Origin of the sequence: Metasolibacillus sp. FSL H7-0170, from assembly GCF_038593115.1 — a bacterium.
GTDB classification, from domain to species: Bacteria; Bacillota; Bacilli; order Bacillales_A; family Planococcaceae; genus Metasolibacillus; species Metasolibacillus fluoroglycofenilyticus.
The window spans coordinates 1,893,180-1,909,785 of the sequence record NZ_CP151964.1 but is presented as its reverse complement, the minus strand read 5'-3'; the positions used below and the strand labels follow the sequence as shown (position 1 = coordinate 1,909,785).

The 16,606-nt window shown below is 38.1% G+C and carries 14 protein-coding genes; all 14 read left to right on the top strand.

Translation table 11 applies throughout. From position 1 onward, the window contains the following. Positions 1-23: 23 nt before the first annotated feature. Positions 24-1,094: a serine hydrolase domain-containing protein gene (locus tag MHH70_RS08885; protein ID WP_342473120.1), complete on the top strand. Its 1,071-nt coding sequence runs from the start codon at positions 24-26 to the stop codon at positions 1,092-1,094. Between the two features lie 164 nt (positions 1,095-1,258). Further along, on the top strand, positions 1,259-2,212 hold the full coding sequence (locus MHH70_RS08880; RefSeq protein WP_342473119.1) for an ABC transporter substrate-binding protein: 954 nt from the start codon (positions 1,259-1,261) through the stop codon (positions 2,210-2,212). A 284-nt stretch (positions 2,213-2,496) separates the two neighbouring features. Beyond that, positions 2,497-4,380: an AraC family transcriptional regulator gene (locus MHH70_RS08875; RefSeq protein WP_342473118.1), complete on the top strand. Its 1,884-nt coding sequence runs from the start codon at positions 2,497-2,499 to the stop codon at positions 4,378-4,380. Between the two features lie 57 nt (positions 4,381-4,437). Continuing rightward, positions 4,438-6,300 (top strand): AraC family transcriptional regulator, encoded by a 1,863-nt coding sequence (locus tag MHH70_RS08870; RefSeq protein WP_342473116.1) that lies wholly within the window; start codon positions 4,438-4,440, stop codon positions 6,298-6,300. 438 nt (positions 6,301-6,738) lie between these two features. Then, positions 6,739-8,463: an ABC transporter ATP-binding protein gene (locus MHH70_RS08865; protein WP_066168239.1), complete on the top strand. Its 1,725-nt coding sequence runs from the start codon at positions 6,739-6,741 to the stop codon at positions 8,461-8,463. 63 nt (positions 8,464-8,526) lie between these two features. Continuing rightward, complete coding sequence (locus tag MHH70_RS08860; RefSeq protein ID WP_107942032.1) at positions 8,527-9,321, top strand: ABC transporter ATP-binding protein; 795 nt, start codon at positions 8,527-8,529, stop codon at positions 9,319-9,321. A gap of 167 nt (positions 9,322-9,488) precedes the next feature. Beyond that, positions 9,489-10,544 carry an iron ABC transporter permease gene (locus MHH70_RS08855; protein ID WP_342473113.1) on the top strand — a complete coding sequence of 352 codons (1,056 nt, stop codon included), beginning with the start codon at positions 9,489-9,491 and terminating at the stop codon, positions 10,542-10,544. Beyond that, complete coding sequence (locus tag MHH70_RS08850) at positions 10,541-11,575, top strand: iron ABC transporter permease (protein WP_342473111.1); 1,035 nt, start codon at positions 10,541-10,543, stop codon at positions 11,573-11,575. Before MHH70_RS08855 ends, MHH70_RS08850 begins: the two co-directional genes overlap by 4 nt. Positions 11,576-11,628: 53 nt before the next feature. Next, on the top strand, positions 11,629-12,675 hold the full coding sequence (locus MHH70_RS08845; protein WP_066168248.1) for an NAD(P)/FAD-dependent oxidoreductase: 1,047 nt from the start codon (positions 11,629-11,631) through the stop codon (positions 12,673-12,675). 148 nt (positions 12,676-12,823) lie between these two features. Beyond that, on the top strand, positions 12,824-13,027 hold the full coding sequence (gene rpmE / locus MHH70_RS08840) for a 50S ribosomal protein L31 (protein WP_066168250.1): 204 nt from the start codon (positions 12,824-12,826) through the stop codon (positions 13,025-13,027). A gap of 66 nt (positions 13,028-13,093) precedes the next feature. Continuing rightward, positions 13,094-13,666 carry a thymidine kinase gene (locus MHH70_RS08835; RefSeq protein WP_066168253.1) on the top strand — a complete coding sequence of 191 codons (573 nt, stop codon included), beginning with the start codon at positions 13,094-13,096 and terminating at the stop codon, positions 13,664-13,666. A gap of 387 nt (positions 13,667-14,053) precedes the next feature. Then, positions 14,054-15,130, top strand: a complete 1,077-nt coding sequence (prfA, locus tag MHH70_RS08830) for a peptide chain release factor 1 (RefSeq protein ID WP_066168255.1) — start codon at positions 14,054-14,056, stop codon at positions 15,128-15,130. Beyond that, positions 15,117-15,980: a peptide chain release factor N(5)-glutamine methyltransferase gene (gene prmC, locus MHH70_RS08825; RefSeq protein ID WP_342473109.1), complete on the top strand. Its 864-nt coding sequence runs from the start codon at positions 15,117-15,119 to the stop codon at positions 15,978-15,980. Before prfA ends, prmC begins: the two co-directional genes overlap by 14 nt. A 44-nt stretch (positions 15,981-16,024) precedes the next feature. Beyond that, positions 16,025-16,573, top strand: coding sequence for a stage II sporulation protein R (locus MHH70_RS08820; protein ID WP_342473108.1), 549 nt, complete (start codon positions 16,025-16,027; stop codon positions 16,571-16,573). Positions 16,574-16,606: the final 33 nt, after the last annotated feature.

The following is a 16,606-nucleotide window of genomic DNA, read 5'->3' as shown; positions in this document are numbered from 1 at the left end:
ACAACAACGGAAAGGGGAACTATGTGAATATATCAGAAAAACTTGAGCAACTGTTTTCCACTAGTTTCGAGCGGGGGCTATTTTCAGGGAATGTGCTAGTAGCTAAAGATGGTAAAGTGCTCTATACAGGGATATTCGGTTTATCGAATTACTATAGTGAAGAACAGCTTACAAGCAACTCTATCTTTGAGCTTGCCTCTGTTACGAAGCCATTAACAGCTATTGGTATTGGGATTTTAGTGGAGCAAGGAAAGCTTAATTATAGTGATTCTATTGAAAAATGGCTTCCTAATTTCCCATATCCTCGCATTACTTTGCGACATGCATTGACACATACATCTGGCTTACCTGATTATATGGAGCTGTTTGAAAAGCATTGGGATTATCAGCGAATTGCGACAAATACAGATGTTCTACATTTATTAGCTACATATAGACCCCAACCTTATTTTAATGCTGGGGAGAAATATCAGTATAGTAATACAGGCTATGTTTGTTTAGCTAGTGTAATTGAAGCGGCAGCCCGTATGCCTTATTCAACCTTTATGCAGAACTATGTTTTCACCCCTGCTAAAATGCACCGTACAAAAATAATGAATCGTAGATATAAGCCTGAATTTATCGAGGATTTTGCCTATGGCTTTATTCGGAGCGCGGAAAACTCGCCACTCATTTTGCCTGATGGACTACCAGGCTATGAATTTGTCAAATATTTAGACGGTATTCAAGGGGATGGCATGATTCATTCAACAATTATAGATTTACTTTCTTTGGACACTAAGCTACGAAGCGGTGATTTACTTAGTGCATCTTCATTAGATTTAGCTTTATCACCAATTTTGACAGAAGATGGTCAAAAAACGCCTTGTGGCTATGGCTGGTTTATCGATAATATTCCTAACATAGGAATACGAATTTCTCATAGTGGGGGATGGCCAGGCTATTCAACTATGTTAGCTAGTTATCTAGAGGCAGGCTATACTGTCATCCTACTAAGCAATGTAGAAAACTTATATGCTAAAGAGAGCATGTCCAGTTGGTTACAGCAAATTGAACAATATATCTCTGAGAGCATTATTAGAGAAACTGAGTAAAAAATTAGGATGCCACTTCTTACATAGTGAAGCTTTAATATAGAAACTAAGGCTGTCCGAAAAGGAATACCTTTTTGGACAGTCTTTTTTAAAATTACATTGATAATGAGAATCATTATCGTTATAATGAGGGAGTATTATAGATAAAACGAGGAGGAGCATTAATGAAGCTTTATATTAAAAAATCATTGTTCGTAATAATAGCGGTTAGTATGCTGTTCATTTTAGCAGCATGTAGTAATAAAAATAAGGATACTTCTGAAGATACGGTAAATGACATGACACGTACAGTAACAGATTCGGTAGGTCGTAAAGTAGAAATACCGACAAATCCGCAGCGTATCATCGTGGATTGGGATTTAGGTCATGTGTTAGCAGTAGGCATTGTACCAGTAGGCTCAACTACAAAGGTTATGGGCTATGGTGAGTTTTTAAAAGATTATTATCAGGGGCAAGAAATTGTTGATTTAGGGAATGAGGATGCCGTATCTTTAGAAACTGCTACTAGTCTGAAGCCAGATTTAATCATTACATATGGGGAAGAAAAAATAGAGCAATATGAGAAAATTGCACCAACTATCGTATTTAGTACAGCTGCTTATGCTGATGTGGAGGCAGAAATGACAGCGATAGGTGAGTTTTTAAATCGTCAAGAAGAGGCTAAAAAATTTATGGCAGATTATTCAGCACGTGCAAAGGCAGCTGAAGAAAAAATAAAGGCTTCTATACCAGAAGGTGTAACATTTTCACTTTTCACATTATCAGATAAGGATATTGCAGTAATCCCAAGTGGTACATCTGGTGGCGAGGCAATGTATGATTTATTGAGACTTACAGCACCAGCCTCTGTTGAAAAATTGATTGAAGACAGCAATGGAGATTGGCAAAAGCGCCGTATTTCATGGGAAATCGTAGGCGACTATGTAGGGGATTACGTAGGTGTTATAGATTACGGGGCGCAGTATGAAGCTACTTCTACATGGAAAAACTTAGATGTTGTCAAGAACAATAAAGTCATTACATTTGATGGCAAGTACTTTTTCCTAGCAGACCCAATCTCAGTTATTAATCAAGCAGAGCAAATGGCACAAAAAATAATTGAAGTAGTAGAAAAGTGATAAAGTGAAACTTCAATCAGTGGGCGTCTTGCTGCCCGTTAATGCGGGATAAATGTAGAGGAGCGGTCTGAAAGCTATTTTGAGACATGCGCTTTACGTGATAATTTATTGTGACCACCGCAGGAGCACATATTTTTTGTGCCGATAGCAAGGTGACGGGTACAGAAGTCTCCCACCTCATAATCTTTAGGCGATAAAATGAGCGTTTTTAATGAATGTCCAAAGGCACCAAGACGAGGCGAAGTGTAATTACCCTGAAACGTAATAAATTGGAGGTAAGCATTATGAATTATGAAGCACATATGCTGTTGTGGGAAAATACATATGCAAAAATAAAGAAAATAGATTATGCATATCAGACAAATGCAACAATTCAACAAGTGATGCCATACAGTGCCTTGCTAGTCATCGTCGGTGGTAATGTAGACCTCTGTCTAGGCCAAACTCCTTATCATATTCAAAATTTTAGTATATTTCATGTAGGGAAATCTGAATTCCTCGATATGAAAACTACTGAAAGCTATAGTTATTACATGATTTATTATCAAGGAGATGTTATTTATCTAGATGCTTTTATCCAGCATTTATATATAGAGTACCGACCTTTTCATACTAATTTTTCTTGTCTACCTGCAAATCCAATTGCCATTGAATTATTGCTGCGAGATATGTACAACAAATGGAAGACAGAGTCGTTTCAGGAACATTTATCTGTTAAGGCAATTTTTTACGAATTAATTTATCGAATCTTTCGTGAATTTACAGAAGGACAAGGAAAGTCACATGAAGTAGATTTAGCGGAAACAGCACGCCGTTACATCGAACAGCATGTGCATGAAGCTGTTACGGTACAAAAGCTGGCAGACTCATTAAATATAAGTACTCGCCATCTACTACGTATTTTCAGAGAGCGTTATGGGGAGGGTCCACAAAATTATTTACAAAAAATGCGTCTAACACTTGCCCAAAAATATTTACAGAGCAATTCAATGAGTATTAAAGAAATTGCAGCCGCACTTGGCTATGAGGATGAATATTATTTTAGTCGAGTCTTTAAAAAGCAACTACAAATAACACCGACTGCTTTCAGGCTGAAATATCTAGCTAATATGTCTGATTTCCCTATTACAAATGATAATCATTTTCAATACAATGAGAATCAGCTTGTACAGGCAATTCGATTAGAAAGCAGGGAATATAGACTAATGAAACAAACATTTATTCATAGCATTAGAGTACCATTTATCATCAGCTTAATCGCATTATTAGCAGCTTGTGGTAATGATGAGACAGAGAAAAAAGTAGAGCAAGTAATAAAAGGGGAAGCAGAAACACGTGTAATAACAGATCTGACAGGGGAAGAGATAGAAATTCCAACAAATCCAGAGCGAATCGTCTTACAAGGAAATGCTATTGGAGATTTATTAGCACTTGGCATAGAACCTGTTGGAGTAGACCGTCGCTTTATTGATAGTGGAGTAATAGAGAATAATGGAAAAATTGCTGCAGCAGATATCGGTTATCCAACAAATTTAGAAAAAGTAGTAACGCTAAATCCAGATTTAATTATGCTAGGATATGTGCTGGAAAATGAAGTAGAAGAAGCATCTAAAATTGCACCAACCGTTGTGTTCAATGGTATGCTCCCACTCAAAGAAAGATTGCCTATTGTTGCAAATATTATTGGGAAAAAAACAGAAGCAGAGGAAGTACTTAAAAATTATGAGGAAAATGTAGAAGCAATGTGGGAACAACTTCGAGCAAATGGTTTAATAGCTGAAGGAGAGACGGCAGTAGTGCTTCAATATTATTGGAATAAAATGATGTATGTGATGAAAACAGGTGGTGTAGCCGATTTAATCTATTCTCCTATGGGGTTTGCTATGGATGAAAAGGTAGAGGAATTACAACCAAATAGCGGACCATATATCGAGATTTCTGAAGAAACTATGCATGACTTACTTATCGGTGACCATTTATTTGTACTGATATCTGTAGATGAGGAAGCTAAAAACTCTTTTAAAGAGTTACAAGAAAAACCTTTATGGAAATCTCTACCTGCCGTGAAAAATAATAAGGTACATTATATTGAAGATAAATGGAATTATACTGATATGACGACAAGTAATATGTTATTAGAGAGGTTTCCAACTATGTTGACAGAATAATTGTCCGCAAGCTCTTTCACTTTGAAGAGATAAGATATGTCAGCAGGGGGTGCACTAATGGAGCATAATACGAATCGTTTATTATTGGAAAATATGTTTATTAAGGTGCTTTCTGTAGAGCATATCGAGTCTACTTCAATTGATTTTAAAAATACAGTTCAATCAAATGTATGGATTGTTGTTGTACATGGTGATATCCTCCTCTCTATTAATAAGCAAAGACATCATATTACTGGCTTCCAAATGCTTCATCTTACACTGCATGGCAGCCTTTCAATTAAAGCTACGACAGCAGCAAGAATCTATGTGATTTTTTATATCGGCAAAATTCCTCATCAGGATGAATTGTTGAAGGCACTCCAACAACAAGCTTCAATTAGCCGTCCAATTTCCTGCTATACATTAACAAATCCTTGGATTGTAATAGAAATGGTCGACAGTCTTTATCGTCAATACGAGAAGCAGCAAATGTTGGGGGTACAGGCATATTTTCACGGTTTAATTGCGCGAATTTTTGAGGAAATTGAGCAGCAAGAATACGATAATAACAAATTACAGCAAGCGTTAATGTATATAGAACGACATTTATATCATCCGATTACCGTTCAGGATGTTGCTCGCTATACTCAACTCTCTACACAAAAGCTATTTACGTTGTTCCAATTGCATTTCGGACATGGTCCAAAGAAATACATACAGGAGCAGCAACAACAATTAGCAAAAAACTATTTGCGAAAGCCTAACTATCAAATAAAAGATATTGCAAAAGCAATGCACTTTGAGTCGGAAATATACTTTAGTCGTATATTTAAAAAATGGACTGGGATGACACCAAGTGAATTCTCGGAGAAAAGTGTCAGCATGAAGTCTGATTTATCTATTAATAATGAGAATCATTTTCATTATAATAATATTCAGCTTGCGCAAGCAAAATCATTTGAGAGTAGGAGCAATGAACAAATGTTAAAAAAATTAACAACTCCCTTTTTATTCAGTTTAATGCTGCTGTTAACAGCATGTGGAAATGACACAGCGCAAAAAGCTGTTAAAGAGAATAATGAACCTAATACAGAAAAGGCAACAACAATTGTTACAGATGATGTAGGGCGTGAAGTTGAAATTCCAATAAAGCCTGAAAGAATTGTAACAGATTGGTATTTAGGACAAGTGTTAGCACTAGATGTTGTGCCGGTAGGAGCGGTTATAGCAAATTTAGATTATGCAGCCTTTTTAAAACCGTACTATAAAGATGGTGAGATTACGAACATAGGTACAGACGGCAATGTATCGTTGGAAAAGGTAGTAGAGTTAAAACCCGATTTAATCATTACATGGAATAAAGAAGATGTAGAAAAATACGAGAAAATTGCACCAACTATTGTATTTTCTGAATCGGCACATCAGTCTGCTGTAGAAGAGGTAAAAGCAATGGGTGAATATTTAGGACGACAAGCAGAGGCAGAGACATTTGTGAATGATTTTGAAAAGCGTATAAAAGCTGCTAAAGAGAAAATTTATTCGTCTATACCAGAAGGAGCTACATTTACAATTTTTGATTTATTTGAAAAGAACGCAACAATTGTGGCGAATGATAGTGTGTCAGGTGGTCGAGCGTTGTTCCAAGTTCTCGAAATGAAGCCACAAGAAAAAGTACAAGAGCTCTTTGAGACAAAAGAATCAAGTGGAGGACGCTATGAGATTTCCTACGAAGTAGTAGGAGATTATGTAGGTGACTATGTGTTTGTCATAAATTTCTTCAATAAAGACGGAGAATTTCCACCAACATGGACAAATCTAGATGTGGTGAAAAACAATGAAACGATAGAGTTAGCGCCAGAATACTATTTTGCCTCTGACCCATTATCGGCATTACATCAAGCAGAAGAAATGGCAAATACTATTGTAGAAGTAACAAAATGAAATCTTAATCAGTAAAGTTTTTGATGGGCAGGACATGCTAATGCCAACGTAGTCACATAGATGTGATACTTTAGCTAGCTCTCACCAACAGGAACGTAAGACTCCCACCTCTGCTCAGGCCTTGAGGTGGAAGCCTGTTCATGCGGATAAAGTGAAAGGGTATATAACTAAAAAATGCTTGAGGAACAGGGCTGCCCAATAAGTGGTCAGCCTCTTATTTTACAGCGGACATCATAAATTTTAAAGAGAGACCTACGTGACAATGGTTAACTTCCACCAAATAGCTTGAACAAAATCTGGACACAATTATGCCGGTGCGTAAATGATAATTGGTTGCTTAAAAATAATAAAATGTAGTATAGTTTAAATGAAAATGATAATCATTATCAATTTGAACTATAAAATAAATATTAGCTGTACAAAGAGGAGGCTATATCCGTGCTATTAAAACGTTTTTTTTCTTACTACAAGCCCTATAAAGGGTTATTTATACTCGATTTTTCATGTGCAATTTTAGTTGCATTAATTGAATTAGCTTTTCCACTTGTTTTAAATAAGGTGATTGATGATATTTTACCTGATGGTGAACTGAAATGGATTATAATGGTGAGTTTATTGTTGTTTGGCTTATATATTGTAAATTCGATTTTCCATTTTATCGTTTCGTACTGGGGGCATATGCTTGGGATTAATATTGAAACAGATATGCGTAAAGAAGCCTTTAGCCATGTGCAAAAACTATCATTCCGCTATTTTGATAATAATAAAACAGGGCATCTTGTCTCACGTTTAACAAATGACTTAATGGATATAGGTGAGCTTGCACATCATGGACCAGAAGATCTTTTCATTGCTGTCATGACGATTATTGGGGCGTTTAGTGTCATGTTCTACATTGATCCTACCTTTACGATTCTTATATTTGTACTCGTACCAATTATTTTAGTGCTGACAATTATTTTTGGAAAGCTTATGTCTAAAGCATTTACACGGATGTTTGGGGATATTGCAGACTTTAATGCACGTGTTGAAAATAATGTGAGTGGTATTCGTGTCGTACAGGCCTTTACAAATGAGGCACATGAGATTCAACGCTTTAAGGTAAATAATGAGCGATTTCGTATGACCAAGCTTTTTTCTTATAAAGTGATGGCATGGAATGAAGCGATTTCAGGTATTTTAACAAAGGTACTATCATTATTCACATTATTTTTAGGAGCTTATTTTGTATTGGGTGGGCATTTAACAAGCGGTGAGTTTGTCGCATTCATCTTGCTATCAGGTATTCTATTAAATCCAATTAATAAAATTAATATGTTTATTGAAAGCTACCCAAAAGGAATGGCAGGCTTTAAGCGCTACATTGATTTTATTGAGACAGAGCCAGAAATTGCAGACCGCGCTAACGCAAAAGAGGTTATTGCTGTTGAAGGCGAAGTAGTCTTTGATAATGTATCGTTCGGTTACACAGATGATAAACGAGCTTTAAATAATATCAACTTAAAAATTAAACCGGGTGAAACAATCGCACTTGTTGGACCATCTGGTGCAGGAAAATCTACAATTTGTAGCCTATTACCACGTTTTTATGAGGTGAATGAGGGTGCGATTAAAATTGATGGGATTGATATAAGAGATTTCAAACTTCATTCCTTGCGTTCACATATAGGGATTGTACAGCAGGATGTCTTTTTATTTGATGGCACGATACGAGATAATATCGCTTATGGGAACTTGAATGCAAGTGATGAGGAAATATGGTATGCAGCAAAACGTGCGCAGCTTGAAGAGGTTATTCATGCTTTACCAGAAGGAATGGAGACGCTTATCGGAGAGCGTGGTGTTAAATTGTCTGGTGGTCAGAAGCAGCGTTTGTCTATTGCACGTATATTCTTGAAAAATCCTAAAATACTTATTTTAGATGAGGCTACATCCGCGCTAGATACTGAAACGGAGAAGGCAATTCAAGAAGCATTGAATGAGCTATCAGTGGGACGTACAACATTAGTCATAGCACATCGTCTTGCAACAATTAAGGATGCTGACCGTATTGTCGTTGTTTCTAAAAAAGGCATTGTCGAGGAAGGCACGCATGAGGAATTAATGGATAATCAGAAAGTTTACTACGGCTTATACACAGCGCAATTTGGTCTGCAATTATAAAGATAAAGTGAGGCTAGGCTGTTTCCTTGCCTATTAATACTGAATAAAAGGAGTAAAGATAAGATGACCGTCATTGAAATAGAACATGTTGCAATTGGTTATTCTTCTACACTAATCGTAAATGATTTGAGTGTTGAAATTCCAAAAGGGCAAATTTCAACAATTATTGGTCCAAATGGCTGTGGAAAATCTACATTATTAAAGGCTGTAGCCCGCGTGCTTCGAACGCAAAATGGCGCGGTATATTTAGATGGGAAAGCTATACATCAATTGAAAACGAAAGAAGTTGCTAAAAGAATGGCTATTTTGCCACAAACGGCAACAGCACCGGGGGGATTAACTGTTTTTGAATTAGTCTCCTATGGACGTTTTCCGCACCAAACCGGCTTTGGAACATTGCAAAAGGAAGATTATGAATATATTCATTGGGCAATTGATGTAACTGGTTTACGTGAATTTTGCGACCGCCCGATTGAAGCTTTATCAGGTGGGCAACGTCAACGAGTCTGGATAGCGATGGCGTTAGCACAAGGAACGGATATTCTCGTACTCGATGAACCAACAACCTACTTAGATTTAGCACATCAGCTAGACATCCTGTTGTTATTGCAAAAGCTAAACAAGGAAGAGGGGCGGACAATTGTTATGGTATTGCATGATTTAAACCATGCATCGCGCTTTTCCCATTTTATGATTGCTATGAAAAGCGGTCAATTAATTGTCAACGGCAATCCAGAAGAAGTTATGACTAAAGGGAATTTACAAAAGGTTTTCAATATTGATGCAGAAATGGCTATGTGCCCTTATAGTAATAACCCTATTTGCTTGTCCTATCAACTATTTGGAAAAGAAGAATGATTATTGAGAAGAGGAATGCTGTTTTTTAAGCTTTTAACAAAAAGTTTTTTGTGATAAGTAACTACAGGAAAATATATTCTAAATAGCTCCTGTAGATAATATTAGCAATGAAATCTCGTTTTAAAGATGAGAGAGAAGAAGGCGGAACAGATTTAAGGAGGAAGCACATGGCGACGCGAGCTGAAGGAGTCGAAGGGCTCGAAAAATTACAGGAGCTACAAAGACGGACCCATCCAGTGTGTGCTTTAGTGGCACTAATTATAGGGCTTGTGAGCCTAGTATTTGCTATTGGTTTGTCCATTTCATTTGGAGCGGCAGATATTTCATTAAGCATGGTTTGGCAGGCTGTTTTTAAATTTTTACCTGATTTAACAGAACATCAAATTATTCGTGAGATTCGATTGCCACGTGTATTAGGTGCAGCATTAGTAGGTGCATGCTTTGCTGTAGCAGGGGCAATGATGCAAGGAATGACTCGAAACCCTTTGGCGGACTCAGGTTTGCTAGGTTTAAACGCTGGTGCAGCATTTATGCTAGCATTATGTTTTGCCTTTTTCCCGGGCTTACCTTATATGTATTTAATTATGTGGTCTTTTGTGGGAGCAGGGCTTGGCGTTGCAATCGTTTATGGTATTGGCTCTCTGTCCAAAGGGGGTCTAACGCCGATGCGCTTAGTTTTAGCAGGAGCTGCGGTTAGTGCCCTTTTAGGCGCACTAGGAGAGGGGATTGCACTGCATTATCGAATAGGACAAGATTTAGCCTTTTGGTATGCAGGCGGTGTTTCGGGTACAAAATGGAGCCATCTGCAAATTTTATCTCCTTGGATACTTGTTGCGATGATAGGCGCACTCATCTTATCACGTTCTATTACACTACTGAGCTTAGGTGAAGAAATTGCGATTGGGCTTGGACAACGCACGAATGTTATAAAAGTATGGGGAATGATAATTGTTTTAATTTTGGCAGGTGCTGCTGTTTCTGTTGTAGGAGCAGTAGGGTTTGTAGGATTAATCGTTCCACATTTAACGAGATACATAGTTGGGCATGATTATCGCTGGATTATTTCCTGCTCTTTAGTATATGGTGCATTGCTTGTTGTATTAGCGGACTTTATTGCACGAAATATCAATCCTCCTTATGAGGCGCCAATTGGGGCTCTTATTGCATTTATTGGCGTTCCATTCTTCCTCTATTTAGCTCGTAAAGGAGGAAAAGAGCTATGAGCAGTCGCTTCTTAACACCAAATCAAAAAAAAATTAGAAAGAAAAACTTGGCTATTTTAATTACATTAGTTGTACTTATTATCATTACGTTTGTAATTAGTATGAATACAGGAGTAATTAAGCTAACACCGCTAGAGGTTTTCCGAACATTATTTGGACAAGGGGATGCCCAACAGCAACTTATTTTATTTGAATTTAGACTCCCGCGCATTGTTCTCGCTGTATTAGTTGGAATAAGCTTAGCTGTTTCTGGGGCTATTTTACAAGGGATTTCAAGAAATGCTTTGGCAGACCCGGGTATTTTAGGTATTAATGCTGGGGCAGGGCTTGCCGTTATGCTGTTTGTTTCCTTTTTTTCTACAACAAAAGCTGCCCCTGTCTATTTACTACCAGTGCTAGCCTTCATAGGTTCGGGCTTGACCGCCATTGTAATTTATACACTGTCCTATAAACGGCATGAGGGAATTACACCAATGCGCTTAATTTTAACGGGTATTGCTGTAGCTGCGGGTATCAGCTCTATGATGATTGTACTGACACTGCGATTAACACCAGAAAATTACCAATTTATTGCGACATGGCTAGCAGGAAGTATTTGGGGCTCCAATTGGAAGTTTGTGTTGTCCTTATTGCCTTGGCTCATCATCCTATTACCATTTGTTTATTCAAAATCTCGCGTATTAAATGTTCTGAATTTAGGCGAATTAACAGCTGTTGGTCTAGGTGCGTCAATTGAAAAAGAGCGACGCTTATTATTAGCCGCTTCTGTTGGATTAGCTGGGGCGAGTGTTTCAGTCAGCGGTGGTATTGGATTCGTAGGACTCGTTGCACCACATTTAGCACGCCAGCTTGTAGGGGCTAAGCATCAGTTTTTACTTCCAGCCGCAGCGTTATTGGGAGGGCTGTTAGTGTTAATGGCAGATACGATTGGTCGTTCTATTTTCGAGCCATCCGAAATTCCAGCAGGGATTGTTGTTGCTGTTCTAGGTGCACCGTATTTCCTATACTTACTAGCACGTTTAAAGGAATAAAGAGAGTATACGTAGGTCAATTATGAATAAAAAAGAAATGGGGAATTAAGCGTATGACAGAGGAAATGTATGATGTAACGATTGTAGGCGGAGGACCAGCAGGGTTATTTACAGCATTTTATAGCGGGATGCGAGATTTAAAGACGAAGATTATTGAATGTAGTGACCAGCTTGGTGGTCGTCTGTTAATTTTCCCAGAAAAAATGATTTGGGATATTGGTGGCTTGCCTCCAATTTTAGGCGGGCAATTAATTGAACAATTAATTGAGCAGGCTAAAACATTTGACCCAACAATTGTGCTCAATCAAAAGATTGAAAATTTAGAAAGACAAGCAGATGGTACTTTTATATTAACATCTGCATCAGGCGAAAAGCATTATTCGAAAACGGTCATTTTAGCTGTTGGCTACGGCGTACTTTCCTTGCAAAAGCTTGACATAGAAGGGGCAGACAAATATGAAGTAACAAATTTATATTACACGGTACAGGAATTAGAAGGATTCCGTAATAAACGTGTAGTGATTTCTGGCGGTGGCAATTCGGCTGTCGATTGGGCAAATGAATTAGCCCAAATCGCATCGAGTGTAACGGTCGTGCATCGACGAGACGAGTTTGGTGGGCACGAAAGAAATGTTGCTTTAATGCGAGAATCGGTAAATGTAAAAACACCATATGAAGTGGCACAATTACATGGAAATGATGATTTAATTCAGGCTGTCTCAATAGCACATAAAGAAACAGGAGAGATTGAACGACTTGAAGTAGATGCGGTAATTGTTAGTCATGGCTTAAAATGCGATTATGGAGCACTTGAAAAATGGGGGCTACATATTGAGGACAGCAATGCCATTGTTAATGAAAAGCGTGAAACAAATATTGATGGGGTGTTTGGAGCGGGAGATTTTGTCAGCCATCCTAGCAAAGTGCATTATATAGCAGGTGCATTTGCTGATGCGATTTTAGCGTTAAATAGCGCAAAATTGTATATGGAGCCAGATGCACCAAAGATGGCGTATGTATCTTCTCATAATATTCGTTTCAAGGAGCGCAATAAAAATATCGGTTTAGTGGACAATGATTATCGTGAGGTACGCGGCTAAAATTTTTTTCTTGAAAAAAATAAAGAGGTTATGTTATACTTTCAAAGTATGCAACGTGCACATATGAAGCTGACATATTCGGGCTTTGTAAGGTGCAGTTCGATTATACTCTGTTCCAGATGGTTCAGGGCGAGAGGAGAAAACGAATATGAAACAAGGAATCCATCCAGATTACAAAACTGCAACAGTAACTTGCTCTTGCGGTAACACATTCCAAACTGGTTCTGTAAAAGAATCAATCGTTGTCGAGTTCTGTAACGAATGTCACCCATTCTATACAGGTCGTCAAAAATTCGCGTCTGCTGACGGACGTGTGGATCGTTTCAACAAAAAATACGGTCTTAACAAATAATAATTTTAAAATGCCTGCCAGGTTTCCGACTGGCAGGCATTTTTTGAGGAATAAATGGAGGCAAAAATGGCGCAATTATTTTTTAAGCATGGTGCGATGAACAGTGGTAAGTCGATTGAAATTTTAAAAGTAGCCCATAATTATGAAGAGCAAAACAAGCCCGTTCTTATTTTTACTTCAGGTATCGACACGAGGGATGAAGTAGGTGTGGTATCAAGCCGTATTGGTCTTCGTCGTCCTGCAATTGCTGTGTTCGATGATACAAATATTTTTGAATATGTAAAAAATCATGAAGAAAAGCCATATTGTATATTAATTGACGAAGTACAGTTTTTCTCGAAGGAGCATGTACTCCAATTAACGCAAATAGTCGACGAATTAAACATACCAGTAATGGGCTTTGGCTTAAAAAATGACTTCCAAAACGAGCTGTTTGAAGGCAGCCGTTATATGCTCATTTATGCAGATAAAATTGAGGAAATGAAAACAATTTGCTGGTTCTGTCACAAAAAGGCAACGATGAACCTGCGTGTTGACGAGAATGGCAAGCCAGTGTACACAGGTGACCAAATTTCAATTGGTGGCAATGACTCATATTATCCTGTATGCAGAAAATGCCATAGCAACCCGCCGCTTTAAAAATGTAGCAAGCATTTAAAAATTTCTTTATACTCAATTTAAGTAAATTATACAAGCGTGTTGATTATGTGAAAATTGTCTATTGATTAATATGTTTTATAGAGAGAAGCATTTTATTATTAGGCATGCACTCGTTGATTGAAGTGGAGGGGGCGACTCCATCGGGAGAAAGTATAGGGAGGCTAAAACCGCTGCGTCCTGCGGCAACGCCTCCATGACCAACATCCTGTTGGCCTCGAGCTGAAATAAATTAGTTGAAGCCGCACCCCGAGGAAAGCGTCCTCCGCAACGGAAATCAACGAATTATTAGGTATTTTCTATAAAGTAAAGGATGATCAACACATCCGGAAATTATAGTTAAAATTATATACAGAGGTGAAAAGTATTATGTTTGATCGTCTACAAGCTGTTGAAGATCGTTATGAAAGATTAAATGAATTATTAAGTGATCCAGATGTAGTGAGTGATAGTAAAAAGCTACGTGAATATTCAAAGGAACAATCAGATATTCAAGAAATGGTTGAAGTGTATCGTGAATATAAAGCTGTGAAGGAACAGCTTGCAGATACGCGTGAAATGCTAGAACTTGAAAAAGACCAAGATATGCTAGAAATGGTGAAGGAAGAATTTCATGAGTTAAACGACCAAATTCCTTCATTAGAAGAGCGTCTACGCATTTTGCTAATTCCAAAAGACCCGAACGATTCGAAAAACGTTATTATGGAAATTCGTGGAGCTGCGGGTGGAGATGAGGCGAATATTTTTGCGGGGGATTTATTCCGCATGTATTCGCGTTATGCAGAGACGCAGGGTTGGAAAATTGAAATTATGGAGGCGACACCGAATGCAATGGGCGGTTATAAAGAGGTTATCTTTATGATTAACGGTCAAGGCGCATACTCTAAATTCAAATATGAAAATGGTGCACACCGAGTTCAGCGCGTACCTGCTACAGAGTCGCAAGGGCGTATTCATACATCGACAGCAACAGTTGCTTGTTTGCCAGAAGTAGAAGAGGTAGATGTAGACATTCATGAAAAGGATATTCGTGTGGATACATTTGCATCATCTGGTGCAGGGGGGCAATCAGTTAACACGACGATGTCTGCTGTTCGTATGACGCATATTCCAACAGGTGTCGTTGTATCGATGCAGGATGAGCGTTCACAAATCAAAAACCGCGAAAAGGCAATGAAAATTTTACGTGCGCGTGTGGCAGATATGTATATGCAAGAAGCTCAAGCTGAAGTGGATGCAACACGTAAATCGGCGGTAGGTACAGGTGACCGTTCGGAGCGAATTCGCACGTATAACTATCCACAAAATCGTGTCACAGACCATCGAATTGGCTTAACAATTCAAAAACTCGACCAAATCATTGAAGGCAAGTTAGATGAAGTGATTGACGCACTTATTTTAGAAGAACAAGCATCTAAATTAGCAAGATTAAATGAAGATGCATAACTCAGTATTTGAAGTCCTGCAACGGGCTTCTTCTTTTTTAAGTGTCAATGGTCGAGAGGAAACAGCAGCACGATTGCTAATGCAGCACGTGCTGCAAATAAATTATTCGGATTTAATGTTACGAATGCAGGAACAAATGTCTAATGAGCAAATAGCTACTCTTGAAGACATGCTGCAAAGGCATGCGGAAGGAGTACCCGTACAATATATTACAGGTGTCGAGGAATTTTATGGACGCCCATTTCAAGTAGATGAATCCGTTCTAATCCCCCGTCCTGAAACAGAAGAATTAATCGTCGGCGCAATAACGCGTATAGAAAAATTATTTGGCAAAGATGTAGCGATTCAATTGGCGGATATTGGTACAGGCAGCGGGGCAATTGCTATAACAATGAAGCTTGAATGCCCGAATGTAGCTGTTACGGCAACGGATATTTCGCAAGATGCGCTTGCAACAGCCGAGCAAAATGCTATGCAACTGCAAGCAGCAATTGATTTTCGCTTAGGTGATTTAACAGAACCAATTGCACAGCAAAAATGGGATGTTATTTTAAGTAATCCTCCTTACATCGCTTATCATGAGGCGAAGGAAATGTCTGATATTGTACTAGAACATGAGCCGCACACAGCACTTTTTGCGGACGAGGATGGATTATTTTTATATCGCAAGCTAGCTGAGCAGTTGCCGGCTTTGATGAGACAACCAGCATTAATTGGTGTGGAAATTGGCTATATGCAGGGTCGAGCAGTAGCGGCTTTTTTCCAACAGCACTTCCCACAAGCTACAATTGAACTTGTAAAAGATATTAACGGAAAAGATAGAATTGTTTTTTGTGTAATTGATGAATAAAAAAATTCTTCTTTGTCCATCATGATAGGCAAGGAGGGATTTTCATGTTAGAAGATTACAATATTGCTAGAAAGCCATTGCCTATTCTTATTATTTTTCGTTATGTTTGTTATGCATTAATTAGTTATATGTTGTTATTAGCCGTGCCTCATTTTGTGGATTATGGTGAAGGCTGGCATGAGCAAAAGGAAGCAAGTCCGTTATTATTTAGAGTTGTAGCGAACAGTAATTTGCAGCAGGACCAGACAGTAAAGGAAGAAATCGTTCAAGCGGCGCTACCGATGTTTGAGCAAATTGCTAGTACACAAGAAACAGAATTAGCATTAATTGATTTACAACAGTTACTTGAAAAAAATTATTCACAATATGATGTTCATATCGTTGTTGGGGATAACTTAATTCCACCTAAATATGAATACAATACTTTTTATCCACAAAACCTCTATCAATCTGTCGTCTTAACAATCGGGCAAGCAAGAGGCGACAACTGGTTTTGCTCTGTTTTTCCAAAAACATGTGAAAAACCTCAGGAAGAGAAGGGAGAAAAGCGTAAATTTGTTATTTATGAGTGGTTAAAAAGAAAATTTTCATAGTTTTACCCACAGATTTAAACAACTTATGCACAT

Excerpts from the sequence above, each read along its gene's own strand:
- prmC (WP_342473109.1), top strand. The coding sequence starts at position 15,117 with ATGAAGATGCATAACTCAGTATTTGAAGTCCTGCAACGGGCTTCTTCT.
- MHH70_RS08855 (WP_342473113.1), top strand. The coding sequence starts at position 9,489 with ATGGCGACGCGAGCTGAAGGAGTCGAAGGGCTCGAAAAATTACAGGAG.
- MHH70_RS08820 (WP_342473108.1), top strand. The coding sequence starts at position 16,025 with ATGTTAGAAGATTACAATATTGCTAGAAAGCCATTGCCTATTCTTATT.
- prfA (WP_066168255.1), top strand. The coding sequence starts at position 14,054 with ATGTTTGATCGTCTACAAGCTGTTGAAGATCGTTATGAAAGATTAAAT.
- MHH70_RS08835 (WP_066168253.1), top strand. The coding sequence starts at position 13,094 with ATGGCGCAATTATTTTTTAAGCATGGTGCGATGAACAGTGGTAAGTCG.
- MHH70_RS08880 (WP_342473119.1), top strand. The coding sequence starts at position 1,259 with ATGAAGCTTTATATTAAAAAATCATTGTTCGTAATAATAGCGGTTAGT.
- MHH70_RS08875 (WP_342473118.1), top strand. The coding sequence starts at position 2,497 with ATGAATTATGAAGCACATATGCTGTTGTGGGAAAATACATATGCAAAA.
- MHH70_RS08860 (WP_107942032.1), top strand. The coding sequence starts at position 8,527 with ATGACCGTCATTGAAATAGAACATGTTGCAATTGGTTATTCTTCTACA.
- MHH70_RS08850 (WP_342473111.1), top strand. The coding sequence starts at position 10,541 with ATGAGCAGTCGCTTCTTAACACCAAATCAAAAAAAAATTAGAAAGAAA.
- MHH70_RS08870 (WP_342473116.1), top strand. The coding sequence starts at position 4,438 with ATGGAGCATAATACGAATCGTTTATTATTGGAAAATATGTTTATTAAG.
- rpmE (WP_066168250.1), top strand. The coding sequence starts at position 12,824 with ATGAAACAAGGAATCCATCCAGATTACAAAACTGCAACAGTAACTTGC.
- MHH70_RS08845 (WP_066168248.1), top strand. The coding sequence starts at position 11,629 with ATGACAGAGGAAATGTATGATGTAACGATTGTAGGCGGAGGACCAGCA.